We start from the raw sequence: 17,900 nt of genomic DNA, 5'->3' as shown, positions 1-17,900 counted from the left end.
TTGCCGCCTAAAGCGACCGGCATGAGCGCATCCCCGCCCCCCGACATGGGCCTACTGCCCGAAGGCCTGTCTGACCGCCTGCCCCCGCAGGCGGAAGCATCGGCGCAGCTGGTGCGGCACGTGCTCGATAGCGTGGCGTCATACGGATATGCGCGGGTCATGCCGCCGATGGCGGAGTTTGAGGACAGCCTGCTCGTGCGGCTCCAGTCCACCAGCGCGCAGGATCTGATGCGCGCGACCGACCCCGCGTCCGGGCGGATGCTGGCGCTGCGGCCGGATATCACGGCCCAGATCAGCCGCATTGCAGCGACCCGGCTGGGCAAGGCTGCGCGGCCATTGCGCCTCAGCTACGCGGGCCAGGTGCTCAAGCTGCGCGCGGATCAGCTGCGGCCGGAACGCGAGGAGACCCAGCTCGGCGCGGAGCTGATCGGCACGGACAGCGATGCCGCCGCCGTGGAAATCGTGGGCGTAGCAATCGCTGCGCTCCAGGCGGCGGGCGTCAACGGGATCACGATAGACTTCACCCTGCCCGATCTGGTGGACACGCTGGCGGCAGGGCCGATGCCGCTCTCGCCCGATCTGATCGAGCCGGTCCGCGCGCGGCTCGACGCGAAGGACGCAGGCGGCCTGGTCGCGCTGGGGCCACAGGCAGCGGCCTATCTGCCACTCATCCAGGCGACCGGGCCATTTCACCCGGCGATGGAGCGGCTGGAGGCTATCGACGCCGCGACAGGTGGGGCATTAGCGGGCCGGATCGCCGCGCTACGTGCCATCGCCAAGCCCATCGGCTGGGACATCACGCTGACGCTGGACCCGACTGAGCGCCATGGTTTCGAATATCAGCGATGGTTCGGCTTCTCGATCTTTGCCGAGGGCTTCGTCGGCGAGCTGGGGCGCGGCGGCAGCTATACGATTGCCCACAAGGACGGGCACAGCGAACCCGCCATCGGCTTCTCGCTATATCCCGATCCCTTGATCGACGCGGGCTTCGGCGCGGAGGAGGCACGGCGCATCTTCCTGCCGCTCGGCCATGATGCCGAACGCGCCGCCACGTTGCGGGCGGAAGGCTGGCGGACAGTGGCGGCCTTGTCCGAAGCCGACGATGGCCGCACGCTCGGCTGCACCCACTGGCTCAACGGCGCGGACGCAACCGCCTACTAAACATCGTCAATCATCTCGGCCAGCACGGCGAGGCAATCACGCCCCAACTGCATCGAGCGCGCGGGCGACCAGCCATAGTCCGCATCCGGCAGGTCGTCATGATCCTTGAACGGCATTTCCAGCGTCATGCTGACGGCGCCATAGCGCTCGGCGAGCTGCGCGGTGGACATGGAGAGGTTCGCCCGGCCCGGTGACGAAACCGGATACCCCACCTTCGTCTGGAAGTCCGGCGTGCGCGCGGCGAGCACCTCACGATAACGGTGATAGAGGGCAAGCCGGTCCTCTTTCAGGGACGGCACGCCCTCGAACCCGGCAATGAACACATGCGGGATCGCCTCGTCGCCATGCACATCGATCGCGAAATCGACGCCGGTGCTGTCCATCTCCGCGCGCACGTGAAATACCTCCGGGCTGCGCTCAAGCGAGGGATCATGCCACTCGCGGTTGAGGTTCACGCCCACAGCATTGGTGCGCAAATGCCCGCGCCGGCTGCCGTCCGGGTTCATGTTCGGCACGCAGTGGATGCGCGCCCGCGCGCGCAACAGCCGCGCCACGCTGTCCTCAGGGTCGCACAACCGCCTCAGCGCGCCTTCCATCCACCATTCGGCCATCGTCTCGCCCGGATGCTGCCGCGCATAGAGCCAGACCTGCTTGGCTCCCTCGCCCATGCTGATAAGGTCGAGCGGCTGGCCATCGAGCGTCAGGCCAAGCTCCTTGTGTGCCACCCCCGGCTGCCCCGCCGCCCATGCGATAAGATCATGATGCCGCTCCATCGAATAGGGCGCGAAATAGGCGACCCACAGGGCGTTGGTCTGCGGGGTAACGCGGATCGTAAGCCGGCCGTCGGCATAGTCCGTCTCCGCCATGCGCCAGTGCACGCGGTCCTCGCTCACCCGCGCCTTATAGCCCGGCCACCCGCCGGGATAGGCCGCGCCCGCGCAGTTGGTGAGCACCAGCTGCACCGCTTGCCCCGCCGCGCCCGACACGCGGAAGTGAAACCACTGATAAAACTCGCTCTGGTGATCGGCCGCAATCTCCAGCTCCGCCCGCCATGGCGCAGCGGCGCAATCGGTGGATGTCACGCGGATATTGCCTGCGTCGAAGCTGCTGCTGATCGAGAATGATGCCGTCATTTGACGGTGATAGTCTCTCCGGACTTTCCGGGATAGCCACTAAAAAGCGCACTCGCGAGCTTGGCAGCGGCCATGCCGGGCTGGGATGCGGGCGCACCTTCCTTCGCCTGCGTCACCGCGCGGCCTTCCCAGATCGCGCTATTGTCTGCCCGCTTGCGAATCTGCACGGACAGCGAGGTGGTCACGATATTCTTGGGCTTGCCAGAGAGATCAAACCCGATGCCCAGCCCCACCCCGCTGCCATAGCTGCCGGTGGAACCCCCGACTCCGACACTGACGGGTGAACGGCTGGAGAGCGGCGATTGCACGCTGCGCTGCGCATCAACGCGCACGACATATTGGCTGGCCGCGAAGGTCTGCTTGCCCGCCTCATCAACGAAACCGATGCGCTGCATTTCCTGGCTCACGGCGGCGGCATAGGTGCGGAACTCGATCGAATCAGACGCCTGCGGCACCATCGGCTCGATCAGGAACCCGCCAGAGCGCGCCACCGGGTCGGGCGCGTGAAAGCGCGTGACCTCGACCGGCGACACCGACGTCGCACAGCCGCCCAGCAGCATTAGCGGAAGGAACAGCCTGGCCTTGTCATATATTCCGCGCATCGCACTCTCCCTGTTTCGCCCAACCCTTATCCTGTTTATACGATGGTCGCACGTTTTCGCTGCATCAAGGCTGAACGAGCACGCCCTTCGCAAAAAGCTTGAGCTCCCGGCCTTGACTTTGCGGCCTGATCCCCATAGGGGCAGCGCTTCGTTTTACCAGACACCAGAATCACGTAAAAAGGCCAAGCCATGAAGATCCGCAACTCGCTGAAGTCGCTGAAAGACCGCCACCGGGACAACCGCGTGATCCGTCGCCGCGGCCGCACCTACGTCATCAACAAGACCAACCGCCGCTTCAAGGCGCGTCAGGGCTGAGCCTCAAGCCAGCCTGTCGCCTCGCGACGAACAACCCGGCCCATGCAGCGGCCGGGTTTTTTATTGGACAAGCCGGTTCAGTCTGCGCCAACCCGGGCCGGCCGGGCAAGGTTCGCCGCCATCACGGCGCGTACCTGCTCGTCGATCACGCGAGACCCCTTCGGCCCATGCAGCACCATCACGGTATCGCAGGTCGCCACACACTCCCCTTGTTGAAAAGCGGCCGAATAGAGCACCCAGCTTGAATTGCCGATCTGGCCGATGCCGCTGTAGATGGTGACATCATAGGGGAAGTGCGCTTCGGTCACGAATTTGAGGTCAACCGCCGCCACCAGCCAGCGCACCCCGGCATCAGAAGGATGATGCCCCAGAAGATGATGGAAATGGACGCGGGCCGTTTCAAACATCGCCGCCAGCGCAACATTGTTGATATGGCCTAATGTGTCGAGGTCCGCATATCGGGGCGGAACGACGATCGAGACGGGATAATTCTCAGCCTCCATCCGCCATGCTTCCGCTTTTGCCATGAAATTACCCTTGTAAAATGCCGACCATAATGTCCTTTCACGCGAGGGGGAGGCGCAAAAGCAACGGCCCCGAGCCTATGGCATCGGCACGCCAAGCGCCAGCAGGAATTTCAGCTGGAGCCGCCTTTGCCAAGCGCAGAACGGACCAGCGCCATCTGCTTGCGATAGAGGCCCGTGAGCGCGGCATAGTCTGCCTGGATCTGTCCCATCTTGAGCACCTGATCTTCCAGCGTCACCGTGTTGCCGTCCGGCTTCACCTCAGAGACATGGGGATCATCGACCAGCGAGACGGCATGTCCCTGCCGCGCGCCCAGGCGGCGCATCCCCTCGCTCAGGATCACCTGCGGCCTCGGCGTGGCGATGCGGCCATCGACCATCGCGGCAAAGCTGGCCGTCGGCTCGGCAAGCTCCTGCGCGCGATAGCCGGGCGTGTCGCTGTTGGCGATGTTCTGGGCGATTACGCGCTGCCGCTCGCCCAAATGGCGCATCGCCTGCGCGATGACATCGTTCAGCGCACTCATAAAATGCCCGTAATGCCGCTGATGCGGGTGAGCGCGTCCTGATAGCGCGCGAGCTGCGCCTGCTGATAGGGCGAAGGCCCGCGCCCTCCCCCGCTGCCCGCCTCGGCAAGCGCGGCCTTGCTGTCATCCCAATAGAGCGAGCGATAGGCCGTCTGGCTGACGGAAATCGCGTCCTTCACCACCTTGAGCGCAATCGCGGCATCCTTCGCGGTGCCAATCGACAAGGCCTCGGTGAGCGAGAGGCCAAATGTGCCGCCGGGGCGGACCTTGGGCTCCCTCGGCCCGGCAATAGCGGGGACGGTCAGACGCTGAGGCTCCATGCCCAGCTTGGCAAGCGCGTCGGTGCCCTGCGGCCCTGCGATCAGCTCGACATCCGCACCCGCCTTCGCCTCGATCCGCAGCAGCCTCTCGCCATTGACGGTGGGCGTGGTGATCGCCGCCTTGCCGGACAGCGCCAACTTCACTCGGGCAGACAAGGTGGCGAGCGTGTCGTCCGCCGCTATCGTGATCTTCTTCACCGCGCCGCTGTTGAGGCGCACGGAAAAGCTGTCCCCGGCGCGCAGGGATGTATGCGTGGTGAGCAGTCCCGAATCCTGCGGCGTCAGCACCCCACGCGCAAGGCCCATCGCGCCGAGCACGCTCGCCCCGCCGGGCGCAGCCGCAATCCGCACCGGCCCGGTCTGCTCGGCCACCCGCCCGAACTGGCTGGCGGAAAGCTGCCCGCCCGAGGCAGCATCAAGCGTTACGACAAACCCATCGGTCGCCCCGGTCTTGCTCGCGCCGGCCAGCGCGCCGCTCGTCCGCCCGCCCGCATAGAGGCGCCCATTGAGGAACGCGACGCTATCCACCTGATCGGTGCCGCTGCTGCCGACATAGCTGGTCTGCGCGCCCGTCAGGCTGGCGGACAGGCGCGTGACAAAGCCATCGCGTCCGCCCGAAAGGCCGTTGACCTGCGCGCCGCTCAGCGCCGCGTCCGTCGCGCCGCCGACCGCGATGCTGCCATCCGCCGCCACCGCCAGCGTGCGCGCATCCGCCACGCCAAGATCGATGCTGGCCGTGTCGGTGGCGAGCGTCGCACTGTCGATCTGCCTCAGTACGGCGTGGCCGGTTTCATTCGTGAGCGCGAGCAACGAACCGTCCGCCGCAATCCCGAGCGCGCGCACGCTCTCGCCGCCGCCCGCGTCTATCGTTCGCCGCGCGGTGACCAGGCCATTGGTATCGAGCTTGGCAATCACCGCTTCGCCGGAGCCGAAACCGCCGACGCCCTTCGCCGTACCGCCGACATAGATGCTGCCGTCCGCGCCGGTCGCAATCGCGCTCACCTGATCGACGCCGATGGCGCGCACCAGCATAGCGAACTGTTCATCGCCGTCTTGCGTGTAACGCGCGACCAGCATGTCGCCATCGCTGGCCGCGCCGTCGAACGCGCCGCTGACCGTGCCTGCCACCACGACGTCGCCATTGGCCGCGATGCTCACCGCCGCGCCGGATGCGCTATCGGCCGCGCCGAGCATCTGCTGCCACAGCACCCGCCCCTCGCTGTCGATCTTGGTGAGCATCAGGTCCTGCGCACCTGCCGGCCGGTTCGCGTCCAGCTCGCCCGCCGTAGTGCCGACGACATAGCTGCTGCCATCGGGTGCGGTGGCCATGGCGGCGGCGCTGGTGGGCGCAAAGACCTGCGGCTGCGAGAGGGTGACGCCCTTGGGCGCGGTGGTCTTGGGCGCAGAAAGCTGTGCCAGCGCGGTGCCGAGGCGATCATAGCCAGAGATCGTGCCATAGCTGTGCTGCGCACCGCCATTGGCCGGGTCGTCAAAGCGCAACAGCCGCACCTGCTCAGGCGCATCGAGCGCTGTCTGCCCCGCCGCGACCATTACCGCGTCCGGCGCATTGTCCTGCACGATCGACACATGCTCCTGCGCCGGGTTCTTGATCGCGAAGCCCCATGTGTTGGTGCTCTTGTCAGGCACGAAGCGCACCAGCCAGCGCGGGCTGGGCTGCCCGGTCGCGGGGTCGATGAACACACTTCCGTCCGGGTTGCGCAGCGGAATGGCGGAGATCGCGGCGTTGATCGCATTGGCCACGCTGTCGAGTGTCGGCGGCTGAGGCGTAGAGGATAGATCCACGCTCACCACATCCGGCGCGCCGCCCCCCGGCTTGGTCAGGGTCAGCGTGAACTGCTCGCTGCCCGTCATCCCCGGTATCGGCGTATCGCGCGCGGGCAGCACGCCCTGCCCCTTCACCTCCAGCGCGGCGGGAACGGGCAGGCTCACGCTCTCCGCCCGGCGCGTGGGAATGCCGAATGCCAGATCCAGCGTCTCGGAAGGCCCCTGCCCCAGATAGGCCTGCAGATCCGTCAGCCCTTGCGCGAACAGTGCGTCGAGCTTCGCCCGCTCGCCGCTGCCGGTGGTGGCGGCAGACGCGGTCTGGGCGAGCACGCGCAGCCGGTCGAGCGCCTTGTAGGCGGTGAAGCTCGTCTGCACATCGGCGGGCAGGCTGGCGTCCGCCTTGTCGATGATCGAGCCGAGCCGCTTGATCGCGGCCACCTGCGCACTGTCGGGCGGCGGAGCCTTCGCATCCTTCCACGGCGGCGTTGTCGGCGCGAGGGTAAAGCCCGCCTTGGCGAGGCGCACGGCGGCGGACTCGATCTTCTGCACCCCGCCAAGCGCGGCAAAGCCGTTCCCGCCCGTAAGCAGGCTCAAGCCAACCAGACTGTTCGAAATGCTCGTCGTCACGCCGTTACGCCTTCGTCTGTGCTCCGATCCGCGATGCTCTGTCTTTCTTCTATAATAGGGGAGTAGCCGCCGCCCGTGTGCGGAATGGCGGAAATTCGTGGTTAATGAGGCACATCCGGCTGATGCAGCAGATGATCGAACCCAGCGAGCTCAAGAAATTCTCCGGTATGCAGCGCGCCGCCGCGCTGATGCTGGCGCTGGGCAAGGAGAATGGCGCGCTGATCTGGCAACAGCTCGGCATAGACGAGGTGAAGGAACTCTCCACCACGATGGCGCAGCTTGGCCGCGTGCCCGCGCACATCGTCGAGCATCTGCTCGTGCTGTTTTCCAGCGAGGTCAGCACCATCTCCTCGCTCCACGGCAGCTTCGAGACGACGGAGCGACTGCTCGAGGGCATTTTGCCGGAGGACAAGCTCAAGGAAGTGATGGAGGATATTCGCGGACCATCCGGCCGCACGATGTGGGACAAGCTCTCCAACGTGTCCGAAACCGTTCTCGCCGCCTTCCTGAAGAACGAATATCCCCAGACCGTGGCGGTGATCCTCGCCAAGCTGAAGCCGGAGCATTGCGCGCGCGTGCTCTCCGCCCTGCCGCGTGACTTCGCGATCGACGTGATCCAGCGCATGCTGCGGATGGAGCCGGTTCAGCGCGAGATCGTGCTGGAGATCGAGAACACGCTCAAAAACGAGTTCATGACCAACCTCTCCCGTTCACAGCGCAAGGATCCGCATGAGTCGATGGCGGATGTGTTCAACGCGTTCGACCGTGCGACCGAAGAGGCGATCCTGGGCGCGCTGGACGCCCGCGCGCCCGAATCGGCGGAGCGCATCCGCGCGCTGATGTTCACCTTCGACGACCTCGCCAATCTCATGCCCGCCGCCATCGCCGCGCTGGTCAAGAATGCCGACAAGCGCCAGATGGCGCTGGCGCTGAAGGGCGCGCCCGAGGAGATGCGCGCGGTCTTCCTCGCCGCGATGACCGAGCGCGCGGCCAAGATGCTGCGCGAGGATATGGCCAGCATGGGGCCGGTGCGCGCGCGCGAATGCGAGGAAGCGCAAAGCGGGCTGGTGCGCCTGGCCAAGCTGCTGGCCGACCGCGGCGAGATCGTGCTCGTCGATCCCAAGGACGACGAGACGATGATCATCTAGGAATTTGGATTATGCGCGGCTGCAAATGGCGTCTTTCTGCGCTTCCGGTGCTCACGTACAAGCAAGTACGCTACGCTCCGGTTCTCGAAATCCACCATTTTCGCTCGCGCCTAAGCCAAATTCCGGTCTGCTGGAATCGCGTGTGAGTCAGGAGGCACTCTAGTTGGAACAGTCTCGCGGCGCACAGCCCTTCCGCTTCGCCACACAGTTCGCCGATCCTCCGCCGGCGGAAGACCGCGCCATTACCGACAACGCGCTGGCGCTCGCCGCCCTGCGCGCGGAGATGGAGGCCTTGCGCGCGGACAATGGCGCGGCTGTCGCCCGCGCCCGCAGCGAGGGCTATATGGAGGCGCTTGGCGCAATGCGCGCCGAGCGGGAGCAGGCGCTGCTCTCCGCCTGGGATGCGCTCCACGCCGCTTGGGAAGAATTCGAGCATGGCCGCGATGCGATAACCGAGCAGCTGCGCAGCGAGGCCACCACGCTCGCGCTCAGCATCGGCGAGGCTTTGGCGGCGCGCGCGCTGGCCGACTCGCCGGGCGAGGCGATCGATCAGGCGATCGGGCGGGTCTTGAGCGAAATCGCGCGCGGGCAGGAGGTGACGATCAGCGTCCACCCCGATCTCGCACCCGATATCGAGGCACGCATCGCCACCCGTCAGGCGGGCGACCGGCGCAGGCTCAACCTCGTGGTGCTGCATGACGACGCGCTCGCCTTGGGGGATGCCCACCTGAGGTGGGAAGGCGGCGGCATGCGGCTTGACGCTGCGGAACGGGCGCACGCTATACGCGCGGAGCTTGCCGCCCTGGGTCTTGCCTGATCCGGCAAAAATTGCCTCCATCGGCAAATCCTGCCCCCTTCCCCTCCTATAATGAAGAGGAAGCGGCTCCGGCCGCGCACGCAAACGGACTTCGGGTCGGCACTTGGAATTTTTGGCAACATTGCTGGCCCAGCTGGGGCGCGGGCGCGCGCTGGCCATCGGCGCGGTCGGCCTCGCGCTGGTGATCGGCCTCGTGATGCTGGCGCTGCGCCCCTCCTCGGCGGGCCTCGCCTATCTCTATACCGATCTTGACCCTTCCTCCGCGCAGGCGATTTCCGAAAAACTCAAGGCACAGAACATCGAATTCCAGCTCTCGGCAGACGGCACCGCGATCCTCGCCCCGCAGGACCGGCTGGCCGAGCTGCGCATGAGCCTGGCGGGTGAGCAGCTCGGCGGCAAGATCGGCTATGAGGTGCTGGATGCAGAACAGCCCTTCGGCATGTCCGCCGCGCGCGAGAAGATGAACGAGACGCGCGCGATCGAGGGCGAGCTGGCGCGCTCCATCTCCACGCTTCAGGCGGTGAGCGCCGCGCGCGTGCATATCGTGATGCCGGACAAGGCGATTTTCGCGCGCGAGGAACGCAAGGCGAGCGCCGCCGTGACGCTCAAGACTCGCAGCCGCCTCTCGGGCGAGAATATCGAGGCGATCCGTAGCCTTGTGGCCGCTGCTGTTCCCGAACTCAGCCCCGAAGCCGTGTCGATCATCGATGCGCAGGGGCGGCTGCTGGCGCGCGCGGGCGAGGCGGGGTCTGTGGGAGGGCAAGAGATCGACGAACGGCAACTAGCTTTGGAAGAGCGGCTGCGCGGCCAGATCGAGCAACTGCTGGAGCCTATCGTCGGCGCGGGCAAGGTGCGCGCCGAGGTTTCCGCCGAGCTCGACCGCGCGCAAAAACGCGAGGAAGCCCGCGTGTTCGATCCAGACGCGCAGGTCATCTCCCACCAGATCAGCGTCGAGAGCGGCAACCAGAATCAGGAGAGTCAGGCGGGCGACGGCGGCGTGACCGTCGGCAACCAGCTCCCCACCGGCGGCGCGTCCGGCCCGGCATCAGGCGGCACACAAACCCAGTCCCGCGCCAATGAAACATCGGAGGACGTGACCTACGACAACAGCCGCACCGACACCGTCACCGCCACCGGGCCGGGCGGGATCAAGCGGCTGTCCGTCGCCGTCTCGATCGACCCCGGCGCAAAGAAGAGCCTGCCTACGGACCAGATGCAGAAGCTCACCCGGCTGGTGGAGAACGCTGTGGGTTATGATGCCGAGCGCGGCGACAGCGTGGTGGTGGAGGCGATGCCGTTCACGCTGCCCGCAGAAGAGGAAGGCGCGGGGCTGGACATCATGCGCTATGTCCCGACCGCTCAGATATTGCCGATGCTCGAACTGCTGCTGGTGGCGGGCGTGGGGCTGATGGTGCTCAAAATGGTGCGCTCAGGCAGCAGCGATGCCTCGTCCTCGGGTGCCGCCGCCCTGCTTTCCGGCCGACGCGCAGCCGACAGCATCGCGCCTGACGCCAATGGCGACACGCTGCTCCCCGCGCTGGAGGGTGACCCCGCGCTCCCCGCGCCGCCCAGCCTCGCCAACCCGTCTCACATGGCCGCGCTCGATCAGGAAATCGCGCTGGCGCAGGTCGAGGGCGGCATCAAGGCCAGCTCGCTGAAGCGCATCGGCGAGACGATCGCCAGCAACCCCGCCGAGTCCGCCTCGGTGATCCGCCAGTGGATGAACGCATGAGGACGCGATGATGGACAATCCCGCCGATCCGCCCGAGATCCCGCCCGAGGAGGAGCCGGAGGGCGGCGCCCCCCTCCCCCCAACCGAGGGAGAAGTGCTCCCGCCCGAGGGTGAGGAAACGGCAGGGTTCGACATGGGCACCGAGCTGGCGTTCGACGACCTGCCCGACCCGCCCGGCATGGACCTGCCGCTTCGCTCCGCCTTCGCGCCGGAGCTGGACGAAGACGGAGCGCCCTCGCTGGAGGCCGTCTATGACGTGCCGGTGCGCGTGCAGGCGGTGCTGGGCCGTGCGCGCATGCCCATTTCCGAGCTTGTCTCGATGCACCCCGGCCATGTGTTCGAGCTTGACCGCCGCGTGGGCGAGCCGATCGACATATTGGTGAATGATCGCATCATCGCACGCGGCGAGATCGTGATGATCGACGGGCTGCTCGGCGTGACGCTCACCGAAATCGTGAAGAGCGACGCATGAGCCGAGCCATCCGCCTGCTGCTGGCCGGTGCGCCAGGGAGCGAACTCTCCCGCGCGGCGGAGATGGCGCTGGGCGCGGGCGCGGGCGTTGCATTGGCCGCCAGCCGCGAGGCCGCGCTCGCTCACATGCGCGAGGGCGCGACCGACCTCGCCATGATCGACGTGCGACTGGACGTGCCCGCCCTCATCGCCGACCTGCGCGCGGAAAGCATCGGCACGCCCGTCGTCGCCTGCGGGGTGGAAGCAACAGCCGAGCAGGCCGTCGCCGCGATCCGCGCGGGTGCACGCGATTATGTGCCGCTGCCGCCCGACCGGGAGCTGATCGCCGCCGCGCTGATGCTGGTGGCGACGCACGAGCGGGACGGGCACGACCCGCGCGGCATCGACGCGCTCGTGGGCCAGAGCGTCTCCGCCGTCGAGCGCGCTTTGATCCTCAAGACGCTCGAAAGCTGCCGCGGCAACCGCACCTCCGCCTCCGCCATTCTCGGCATTTCGGTGCGGACGATGCGCAACAAGCTGCGCGAGTTCGAGGCGGCAGGGTTCCGGGTGCGCTAGGCAATGCGCGAGCGCTTCCTCTCCCTGCTCCAGCGCATGGGCGGCGAGCGCGACCTCGCGTTGGCGCTCTCGGTCATCACGATCATCGGCATGCTCATATTGCCGATGCCGCCCTTCCTGCTCGACATCGGGCTTACCATCTCGATCACGCTCAGCGTGATGATCCTGATGACGGCGCTGTTCATCGAAAAGCCGCTGGAGCTGTCCGCCTTCCCGACGATCCTGCTGATCGCCACCATGCTGCGCCTCGGCCTCAACCTCGCCTCCACGCGGCTGATCCTCGGCCATGGGCATGAGGGGGTTCACGCGGCGGGCGGCGTCATCGCGGCGTTCGGGCAATTCCTGATGGGCGGGCAGACGGTGATCGGCCTCACCATCTTCCTCATCCTCATCGTCATCAACTTCATCGTCATCACCAAGGGCGCGGGGCGCATCGCGGAAGTCGCTGCCCGCTTTTCCTTGGACGCCATGCCCGGCAAGCAGATGGCGATAGACGCGGACCTCAATGCGGGAATGATCGACGAGGCGACAGCGCGCGCCCGCCGCACCGAGCTTGAGGCCGAGAGCGGCTTCTTCGGCGCGATGGATGGCGCCTCCAAGTTCGTGAAGGGCGATGCGGTGGCGGGCCTCTTGATCACCGCGATCAACATCGTCGTCGGCCTGATCATCGGCGTCGCCATCCACGGCGTCGATTTCGTCACCGCGTTCAACACCTATACCATCCTCACCGTGGGCGACGGGCTGGTGAGCCAGATCCCCGCGCTGATCGTCTCCACCGCCGCCGGGCTGCTCGTCTCGAAGGGCGGGATGAGCGGGCGTACCGGCGCTGCGCTTTCCGATCAGCTTGGCCGCTTCCCCAAGGCCTTCGGGATGACGGCCGTGCTTCTCGGCACGCTGGCACTGCTCCCCGGCCTGCCGTTCCTGCCCTTCGCGCTGCTTGCCGGAGCAACCGGCTGGGCCGCGCGCGAACTGGGGACGCGGGCGCAGGCGCGCATCATCGCACAGCGCGCCGAGGAAGCCGCCGCCGCCGCGCCGCCGCCGCTTGCCGAGGAGCCGATCGCCGAAACGCTCGCCATAGATCCCGTGCGCGTCGAGATCGGCTATGCGCTGCTCCCCCTCGTCAACGAGGGCGGGGCGGAGCAGCGTCTCGACGATCAGGTGCGCGCGCTCCGCCGCCAGATGGCGCTCGACTATGGTTTCGTGCTGCCGCCGGTGCGCATCCTCGACAATATGGCGCTCGGCGCGAACGATTATGTGATTACCCTGCGCGAGGCCGAGATGGGGCGCGGCGAGGCGCGGATCGACCGGCTGCTCGTCATCAATCCGGACGGCGGCGACCTCGGCCTCTCGGGCGAGGAAACGCGCGAGCCGGTGTTCGGCCTGCCGGCCTTATGGATCGGGCGGGAGCTGCGCGAGGAAGCGGGCTTTCGCGGCCTAACCATGGTGGACCCCGGCACAGTCATCACCACACACCTGACCGAAATCGTCAAGGACAACATCGCCGACCTGTTGAGCTACACCGAGACCGCCAAGCTGCTGTCAGAGCTGCACAAGGACATGGAAAAACTGGTGGCGGATATCGTGCCCGCCCGCATCTCCATCTCCGGCATCCAACGCATTTTGCAGAATTTGCTGTCTGAAGGCGTCTCGATCCGCGACTTGCCCACGATCCTCGAAGGCATCGCCGAGGCCGCGCCCTTGACCCACAACCTCACGCAGATGACCGAGCATGTGCGCGCCCGCCTCGCCCGCCAGATCAGCACCACACACATGCGAGACGGCGCGATCCCGATCCTCACCCTGTCCGGCCGCTGGGACCAGGAGTTTACCGAGAGCATCGTCGGCGAGGGCGAGGAGCGGCAACTGGCGATGGCGCCCTCCTCGCTGCAAAGCTTCATCGCCAATGTGCGCGAGGCCTATGACCGCATGGCAGGCGAGGGCGAGATACCCTGCATCCTCACCAATCCGATGATCCGCCCGTTCGTGCGCTCGATCATAGAGCGCGTGCGCCCGGCGACAGTCGTGCTTTCTCAAAACGAAGTCCACCCGCGCGCCCGCATCCGCACCTTGGGGATGATCGGATGAGCGCCCGCCCCGCCTATAATGAAAACAGTGAAGGAGCGACCATGACCGATGCCGCATTGCCCCCTGCCCCCGCCCCCGGTGCGCCCGCACCTGCGGTGACCATAGCCGGATTGGTCGCCCCGGCAGCGCCCGTAGTCGCTGAGGGCGGCGTCATGCCCGGTTTTGCCCAGATCCTCGGCGGCATGGGGGACGGCAACAAGCAGACGCCGCAGGTGCCGGGCGCAGCGCGCGCCACAATAACGCTCCCGAAGCCCCCGCCGGTGGAGGCGGAGAGCCCAGCCTCGCCATCGCCCATCCTACCGCCGCAAGAAAGCCCGTTGCCACTGGCAACGGTGGCAGTGGATATTCCCATAAAGACCGAAACGAGGCTCGAAGCCCCAACCGACACCGACGCCGAGAAGACCGAAACCCCTTCGAAGGCTGACGAACCCGTCGCCCTTCTCACACCTCCTCTACAGCCAGCTATAGCTGCCCCCACACCCCCACCTGCGCAGCATCAGCCAGCGCGCGCAACTGCCCCGACTGAAGATCTCCCTGCCACCGATCCCGAAACGCCCCCCCGCGTCCTTCAGTCCGGACCCAGGCGGCAGGAAGCGCTCATCGTCGCACCACCGCCGTCAGACATGACGGAACCCCGGACACCAAGCCAACCGGGTCACACGTCTTCCTCTCCTGAGCAGCAGGACGACGCTACCAGCGCCGCTCCCTCCCCTTCCCCGACACTGGCATTGCCCGACCAGCCGGCCACGCCCTCCGCGCCCGCCCGCGCGGCCACGCAGATTATCTCGACCGCCCCCGGCCGCTTCGGTGAAGAGTTGGGCATCGCCATCGCCCGCCACGCCAGCCGGGGCGAGAGCGGCGCGGCGGAAACGCTCTCCCTGCGGCTCGACCCGCCCGAGCATGGCCGCATCGAGGTGACGCTGAGCTTCGAGGACGGCGGCCCGTTGCGCGCGGTCGTTGCCGCAAGCCAGCCCGCCACGCTCGACCTGCTGCGACGAGACAGCGCAGACCTCGGCCGCGCGCTGGGGCAGGCCGGTATCGGCACCGACGCGCAATCCTTCAGCTTCAGCGCGCAGAGCCAAGGCAGCGGCCGTGAGAGGCAGGGTCAGTCCTTTCCTCCCCAGCCCACGCCCCCGAACAGCTGGGCGATGGCGCCAGAGGAAATTCCCCTGCCGGCTCCGGACTACCGCCCTCTGCACACCAGCGGCCGCCTGAACCTCATCGCCTGAAGGAACCCGCCATGGCCACCAACCCTATCGGCGCGTCGTCTGCCCCCGCCCAGCCGGACACCAGCCTCGCCAAGCTTTCCAGCGACTACACGATGTTCCTGCGCCTGCTCACCACCCAGATGCAGAATCAGGATCCGCTCTCGCCTATGGACAGCAGCCAATATACGCAGCAGCTGGTGCAATATAGCCAGGTGGAACAGTCCATCCAGCAGACCGGCGCGCTGAAAGACATTCTCGCGCGCCTTGGCAGCCAGGACATGATGCAGGCGTCCTCATTGATTGGCAAACAGGCCGCCTACGATGGCGCGCAGGCAGGCCTCACCACCTCCACCCCCGCTCAGTGGACATGGGAGGCAGACGGCGCTCCTGCCAGCCTCGTCGCCAGCATACGCGACGCGGCCGGGCGCGAGGTCGAGCGCCGCACGCTCAACCCCAACAGCTTGGGCCTCCAATGGGATGGCGCGCTGTCTTCCGGCGGCGCCGCCCCGGCGGGCAGCTATACTCTCGCGCTCGACGCGCGCGACGCCAGCGGCAAGGCGCTCACCCCCCGCATCGCCGCAGCAGGCGCCGTCGATTCCGTCAGCCGTACAGAGGATCACATCACGCTGGAGATAAACGGGGTCTCCATCCCGCTCTCGGCCGTGCGCATTTTTACCGGCGCGAACGCCACTCCATAGCCCTCTCATCCTATAATGAGTGAACGGAGCATCGTTCCAGCCTGTCCAGTCCCCACGAACGGGATGCTGCTCCCCACGCGCTGAACAGGTTTCAGACCGCGTGTCAGGGAGCCAGCGGGTCCTGTCCCCCCCACACTCACCCGCTGGCTCCAATTTTTTTTGCGCCAGAAAGTCCCGGCTCCCCCCGCCCCAGTGGGTGGGCGGGAGAAAGCCGGGACGAGGCGCTTGCGCGAATTGGGGTTGCGCTGGCGCCCTGCGGGGGGGTTACCCGCCGTACAGAGCGTGCGGCATATTCCGTTCATTTTCGATATGGCTAATGGTGAACATTTCGCAGTTCAGGCCCGCGTTCTGCGTGGGCGCGAGAAGGACAGCGAGGCAGTCCGCAAGCGCCGGGTCCTCCGGCGAGCCGATCGTCTCTTCCAGACTTTCCGCATCCAGCCCATTGAACGTGAGCAGATGCGCCGCCGCCCGTCGCCACAAAAGCGCCGGATCGTCAACCGCGATACGGATCACGATATCGAATTGCGGCGTATCGGCCTCATGCTCCAGCGGCCGTGCTGCGCGCCGGTCCGGATGATCTGCCATGTTCATCGGAACGCTTCCCCCCCGTTACCAAACCCCTGCTATCCCGTTGCGCCCGAAGGGTTTTCGACCGGCTGCGTTCTATGCGCGGCAGATTGATGCTTCGCGCATGGATTGCCAATCAGTGGAGAACCCCTACGGGATTGTACCTAGAACCCGCTTCGTTTTGCGCGCGGCCATGGGCGATGACGAGGCACAGCTCGGCATAGAGCCGATCCCACAGCCGCGCCTCGATGGCGACCGGGAATGCCTCGTCCTGCTCGATCACCACACGCGCTTCGCGTGAGCAATCGAGGCGAAAGCGCGCAGGAAATGGACGGTCCGTCGCCTCGTCCGGCATCGCATGCGGGGCGGAAAGCCGTGCGGACATGATGAAGCCGGACAATATCTCGGTGCCGCACAGGCTCAGCCGTGCCGAAGGGCGATGCGGCTGATCCCGCCGTTCGAGCGTGACGGTCGCGCCGTCGGCATGGGCGGACATGCTGACGCGCAGGCACGCGCCCTTGCTGTCCTCTATGTCGCGCGTGCGTGAAAAACGTGCATACATCGCGGCCTCCCGCAATGAGGAGCCGGGAGCGCTGTTTCACGCGCCCGGCCCACCCTCTATTACCGGAACAGCGAGATGATCGTCGACGGCGCCTGATTGGCGATCGACAGTGCCTGCACGCCCAGCTGCTGCTTGACCTGCAACGCCTGCAACTTCGCCGATTCCTTCGCCAGATCGGCGTCGACGAGGTTGCCGATGCCGGCCTCCACCACGTCGGAAAGCTTGCCGGTAAAGGTCTGTTGCGCCTCGATCTTGCGCGAGGCGGCGCCCAGTGTCGAGAGCGAGGTGGCGAGGTTAGACTGCGTGGTCGTCAGCGTGTCGATCATCGCCTGCGCCGCCGCCTGCGTGTTCACCTGCCCCGTCGCCGCAACGGTGACGACCGAGCCGCCGAGGTCCAGACCCTGGTTCGCCACGGAGAGCGAGTCGGGATCGTAGGTCGCCGTGCCTGTATTGCCGTCCTTCACGGATTGCAGCGCCGTCACGGTGCCGCCACCGGCCAGCAGCAGGTTGGTGCCGTTGAAGTCAGAGCTGTTGACGATCGTGGTGATCTGGTCACGCAGGGCCACAAAGTCTGAGTTGATCGCCGCGCGGCTGTTGGCATCGATGCCCGCGTCGGCGGACTGATAGGCCTTGGCCTTCATCTGGTTGATGACGTCGGAGATCTGCTCCGCCCCCGCAATCGCCACGTCGGTCACGCTCTTGGCGCGGCTCAGCGAGCTGCTGACAGACTTGAGGCCGCCCAGATCACCGCGCAGCGTCTGCGCGATGGCATAGGAAGCCGAGTCATCCTTGGTGGACGAGACGGACAGGCCGGTGTTGATGCGGGTCTGGACCTGCGCCAAGCCGCGGTTGGTTTCATTGAGGGACTGAAGGGCGGCCATTGCGCCCAGGTTGGTGTTGACGGAAAAACCCATGATGATCCCCTTCTGGGAAAAGCGGAACCGCTTCTGCGGCCCGGAGCCGGAAACGCCGACCCACGATGCCCCGCGACATTGCGGCGCACAGGCTCATTCTGGGAAGGGATGAAGCCGCACCAAAATGGGCGGGGCGATATTCGTGGTTAAGA

The 17,900-nt window shown here is 66.6% G+C and carries 18 protein-coding genes; 10 read left to right on the top strand and 8 right to left on the bottom strand.

Translation table 11 applies throughout. From position 1 onward, the window contains the following. Positions 1-21 precede the first annotated feature (21 nt). Complete coding sequence (locus OOT33_RS11935) at positions 22-1,161, top strand: ATP phosphoribosyltransferase regulatory subunit (protein ID WP_307750242.1); 1,140 nt, start codon at positions 22-24, stop codon at positions 1,159-1,161. On the opposite strand, the gene OOT33_RS11930 is transcribed toward OOT33_RS11935, so the two are convergent. Both OOT33_RS11930 and OOT33_RS11925 read right to left on the bottom strand, forming a co-directional pair. After that, entirely contained in the window at positions 1,158-2,294 is a 1,137-nt protein-coding gene (locus tag OOT33_RS11930; protein ID WP_307750241.1) for a M14-type cytosolic carboxypeptidase, read from the bottom strand. The two genes, OOT33_RS11935 and OOT33_RS11930, sit on opposite strands and share 4 nt — an antisense overlap. Continuing rightward, positions 2,291-2,896 (bottom strand): DUF4136 domain-containing protein, encoded by a 606-nt coding sequence (locus OOT33_RS11925; RefSeq protein ID WP_307750240.1) that lies wholly within the window; start codon positions 2,894-2,896, stop codon positions 2,291-2,293. The genes OOT33_RS11930 and OOT33_RS11925 overlap by 4 nt, the downstream gene beginning before the upstream one ends. A gap of 189 nt (positions 2,897-3,085) precedes the next feature. Here OOT33_RS11925 and ykgO point away from each other — a divergent pair, with 189 nt between their 5' ends. After that, entirely contained in the window at positions 3,086-3,211 is a 126-nt protein-coding gene (gene ykgO / locus OOT33_RS11920) for a type B 50S ribosomal protein L36 (RefSeq protein ID WP_003046794.1), read from the top strand. 77 nt (positions 3,212-3,288) lie between these two features. On the opposite strand, the gene OOT33_RS11915 is transcribed toward ykgO, so the two are convergent. The 3 genes from OOT33_RS11915 to OOT33_RS11905 form a co-directional block, all read right to left on the bottom strand. Next, positions 3,289-3,738 carry a thioesterase family protein gene (locus OOT33_RS11915; protein ID WP_307750239.1) on the bottom strand — a complete coding sequence of 150 codons (450 nt, stop codon included), beginning with the start codon at positions 3,736-3,738 and terminating at the stop codon, positions 3,289-3,291. A 110-nt stretch (positions 3,739-3,848) separates the two neighbouring features. Next, on the bottom strand, positions 3,849-4,259 hold the full coding sequence (locus tag OOT33_RS11910; protein ID WP_307750238.1) for a flagellar basal body protein: 411 nt from the start codon (positions 4,257-4,259) through the stop codon (positions 3,849-3,851). Beyond that, a complete protein-coding gene (locus OOT33_RS11905) occupies positions 4,256-6,991 on the bottom strand; it encodes a hypothetical protein (protein WP_307750237.1) in 2,736 nt (911 codons plus the stop codon). Before OOT33_RS11905 ends, OOT33_RS11910 begins: the two co-directional genes overlap by 4 nt. Before the next feature lie 104 nt (positions 6,992-7,095). Between OOT33_RS11905 and OOT33_RS11900 the strand changes: the two genes are divergently transcribed. The 8 genes from OOT33_RS11900 to OOT33_RS11865 all read left to right on the top strand — a co-directional run bounded on the left by OOT33_RS11900 (position 7,096) and on the right by OOT33_RS11865 (position 15,705). Further along, positions 7,096-8,139 carry a FliG C-terminal domain-containing protein gene (locus OOT33_RS11900; protein WP_307750236.1) on the top strand — a complete coding sequence of 348 codons (1,044 nt, stop codon included), beginning with the start codon at positions 7,096-7,098 and terminating at the stop codon, positions 8,137-8,139. Between the two features lie 163 nt (positions 8,140-8,302). Further along, positions 8,303-8,956, top strand: coding sequence for a FliH/SctL family protein (locus OOT33_RS11895; protein ID WP_307750235.1), 654 nt, complete (start codon positions 8,303-8,305; stop codon positions 8,954-8,956). Positions 8,957-9,059: 103 nt separating this feature from the next. After that, positions 9,060-10,688, top strand: a complete 1,629-nt coding sequence (gene fliF, locus OOT33_RS11890) for a flagellar basal-body MS-ring/collar protein FliF (RefSeq protein WP_307750234.1) — start codon at positions 9,060-9,062, stop codon at positions 10,686-10,688. Positions 10,689-10,695: 7 nt separating this feature from the next. Beyond that, on the top strand, positions 10,696-11,160 hold the full coding sequence (fliN, locus tag OOT33_RS11885) for a flagellar motor switch protein FliN (RefSeq protein ID WP_307750233.1): 465 nt from the start codon (positions 10,696-10,698) through the stop codon (positions 11,158-11,160). Next, positions 11,157-11,714, top strand: a complete 558-nt coding sequence (locus OOT33_RS11880) for a helix-turn-helix domain-containing protein (protein WP_307750232.1) — start codon at positions 11,157-11,159, stop codon at positions 11,712-11,714. Before fliN ends, OOT33_RS11880 begins: the two co-directional genes overlap by 4 nt. A 3-nt stretch (positions 11,715-11,717) precedes the next feature. Next, the gene (gene flhA / locus OOT33_RS11875) at positions 11,718-13,799 is read left to right on the top strand and encodes a flagellar biosynthesis protein FlhA (protein WP_307750231.1); all 2,082 of its coding nucleotides are present in this window, start codon (positions 11,718-11,720) and stop codon (positions 13,797-13,799) included. Positions 13,800-13,840: 41 nt separating this feature from the next. After that, positions 13,841-15,028, top strand: coding sequence for a flagellar hook-length control protein FliK (locus tag OOT33_RS11870; protein ID WP_307750230.1), 1,188 nt, complete (start codon positions 13,841-13,843; stop codon positions 15,026-15,028). A gap of 11 nt (positions 15,029-15,039) precedes the next feature. Further along, the gene (locus OOT33_RS11865) at positions 15,040-15,705 is read left to right on the top strand and encodes a flagellar hook capping FlgD N-terminal domain-containing protein (RefSeq protein WP_307750229.1); all 666 of its coding nucleotides are present in this window, start codon (positions 15,040-15,042) and stop codon (positions 15,703-15,705) included. A 264-nt stretch (positions 15,706-15,969) separates the two neighbouring features. Here the strand turns inward: OOT33_RS11865 and OOT33_RS11860 are convergent, their stop codons facing one another. The 3 genes from OOT33_RS11860 to OOT33_RS11850 all read right to left on the bottom strand — a co-directional run bounded on the left by OOT33_RS11860 (position 15,970) and on the right by OOT33_RS11850 (position 17,748). Next, a complete protein-coding gene (locus OOT33_RS11860; RefSeq protein ID WP_307750228.1) occupies positions 15,970-16,290 on the bottom strand; it encodes a hypothetical protein in 321 nt (106 codons plus the stop codon). 118 nt (positions 16,291-16,408) lie between these two features. Beyond that, the gene (locus tag OOT33_RS11855; RefSeq protein ID WP_307750227.1) at positions 16,409-16,834 is read right to left on the bottom strand and encodes a hypothetical protein; all 426 of its coding nucleotides are present in this window, start codon (positions 16,832-16,834) and stop codon (positions 16,409-16,411) included. A gap of 59 nt (positions 16,835-16,893) precedes the next feature. Then, complete coding sequence (locus OOT33_RS11850) at positions 16,894-17,748, bottom strand: flagellin (RefSeq protein WP_307750226.1); 855 nt, start codon at positions 17,746-17,748, stop codon at positions 16,894-16,896. Positions 17,749-17,900 lie beyond the last annotated feature (152 nt).

It is taken from the genome of Sphingobium sp. DEHP117, from assembly GCF_030867385.1.
Classification (GTDB): Bacteria; Pseudomonadota; Alphaproteobacteria; order Sphingomonadales; family Sphingomonadaceae; genus Sphingobium.
The sequence above is the reverse complement of the archived record's forward strand: the minus strand, read 5'-3'. Positions and strand labels throughout refer to the sequence as shown.

What these genes read in the sequence shown, in the direction of transcription:
- ykgO (WP_003046794.1), top strand. Translation starts at nt 3,086, where the DNA reads ATGAAGATCCGCAACTCGCTGAAGTCGCTGAAAGACCGCCACCGGGAC.
- OOT33_RS11915 (WP_307750239.1), bottom strand. Translation starts at nt 3,738, where the DNA reads ATGGCAAAAGCGGAAGCATGGCGGATGGAGGCTGAGAATTATCCCGTC.
- fliN (WP_307750233.1), top strand. Translation starts at nt 10,696, where the DNA reads ATGATGGACAATCCCGCCGATCCGCCCGAGATCCCGCCCGAGGAGGAG.
- OOT33_RS11935 (WP_307750242.1), top strand. Translation starts at nt 22, where the DNA reads ATGAGCGCATCCCCGCCCCCCGACATGGGCCTACTGCCCGAAGGCCTG.
- OOT33_RS11855 (WP_307750227.1), bottom strand. Translation starts at nt 16,834, where the DNA reads ATGTATGCACGTTTTTCACGCACGCGCGACATAGAGGACAGCAAGGGC.
- OOT33_RS11930 (WP_307750241.1), bottom strand. Translation starts at nt 2,294, where the DNA reads ATGACGGCATCATTCTCGATCAGCAGCAGCTTCGACGCAGGCAATATC.
- OOT33_RS11880 (WP_307750232.1), top strand. Translation starts at nt 11,157, where the DNA reads ATGAGCCGAGCCATCCGCCTGCTGCTGGCCGGTGCGCCAGGGAGCGAA.
- OOT33_RS11870 (WP_307750230.1), top strand. Translation starts at nt 13,841, where the DNA reads ATGACCGATGCCGCATTGCCCCCTGCCCCCGCCCCCGGTGCGCCCGCA.
- OOT33_RS11860 (WP_307750228.1), bottom strand. Translation starts at nt 16,290, where the DNA reads ATGGCAGATCATCCGGACCGGCGCGCAGCACGGCCGCTGGAGCATGAG.
- OOT33_RS11865 (WP_307750229.1), top strand. Translation starts at nt 15,040, where the DNA reads ATGGCCACCAACCCTATCGGCGCGTCGTCTGCCCCCGCCCAGCCGGAC.
- OOT33_RS11900 (WP_307750236.1), top strand. Translation starts at nt 7,096, where the DNA reads ATGAGGCACATCCGGCTGATGCAGCAGATGATCGAACCCAGCGAGCTC.
- OOT33_RS11925 (WP_307750240.1), bottom strand. Translation starts at nt 2,896, where the DNA reads ATGCGCGGAATATATGACAAGGCCAGGCTGTTCCTTCCGCTAATGCTG.
- flhA (WP_307750231.1), top strand. Translation starts at nt 11,718, where the DNA reads ATGCGCGAGCGCTTCCTCTCCCTGCTCCAGCGCATGGGCGGCGAGCGC.
- OOT33_RS11910 (WP_307750238.1), bottom strand. Translation starts at nt 4,259, where the DNA reads ATGAGTGCGCTGAACGATGTCATCGCGCAGGCGATGCGCCATTTGGGC.
- OOT33_RS11850 (WP_307750226.1), bottom strand. Translation starts at nt 17,748, where the DNA reads ATGGGTTTTTCCGTCAACACCAACCTGGGCGCAATGGCCGCCCTTCAG.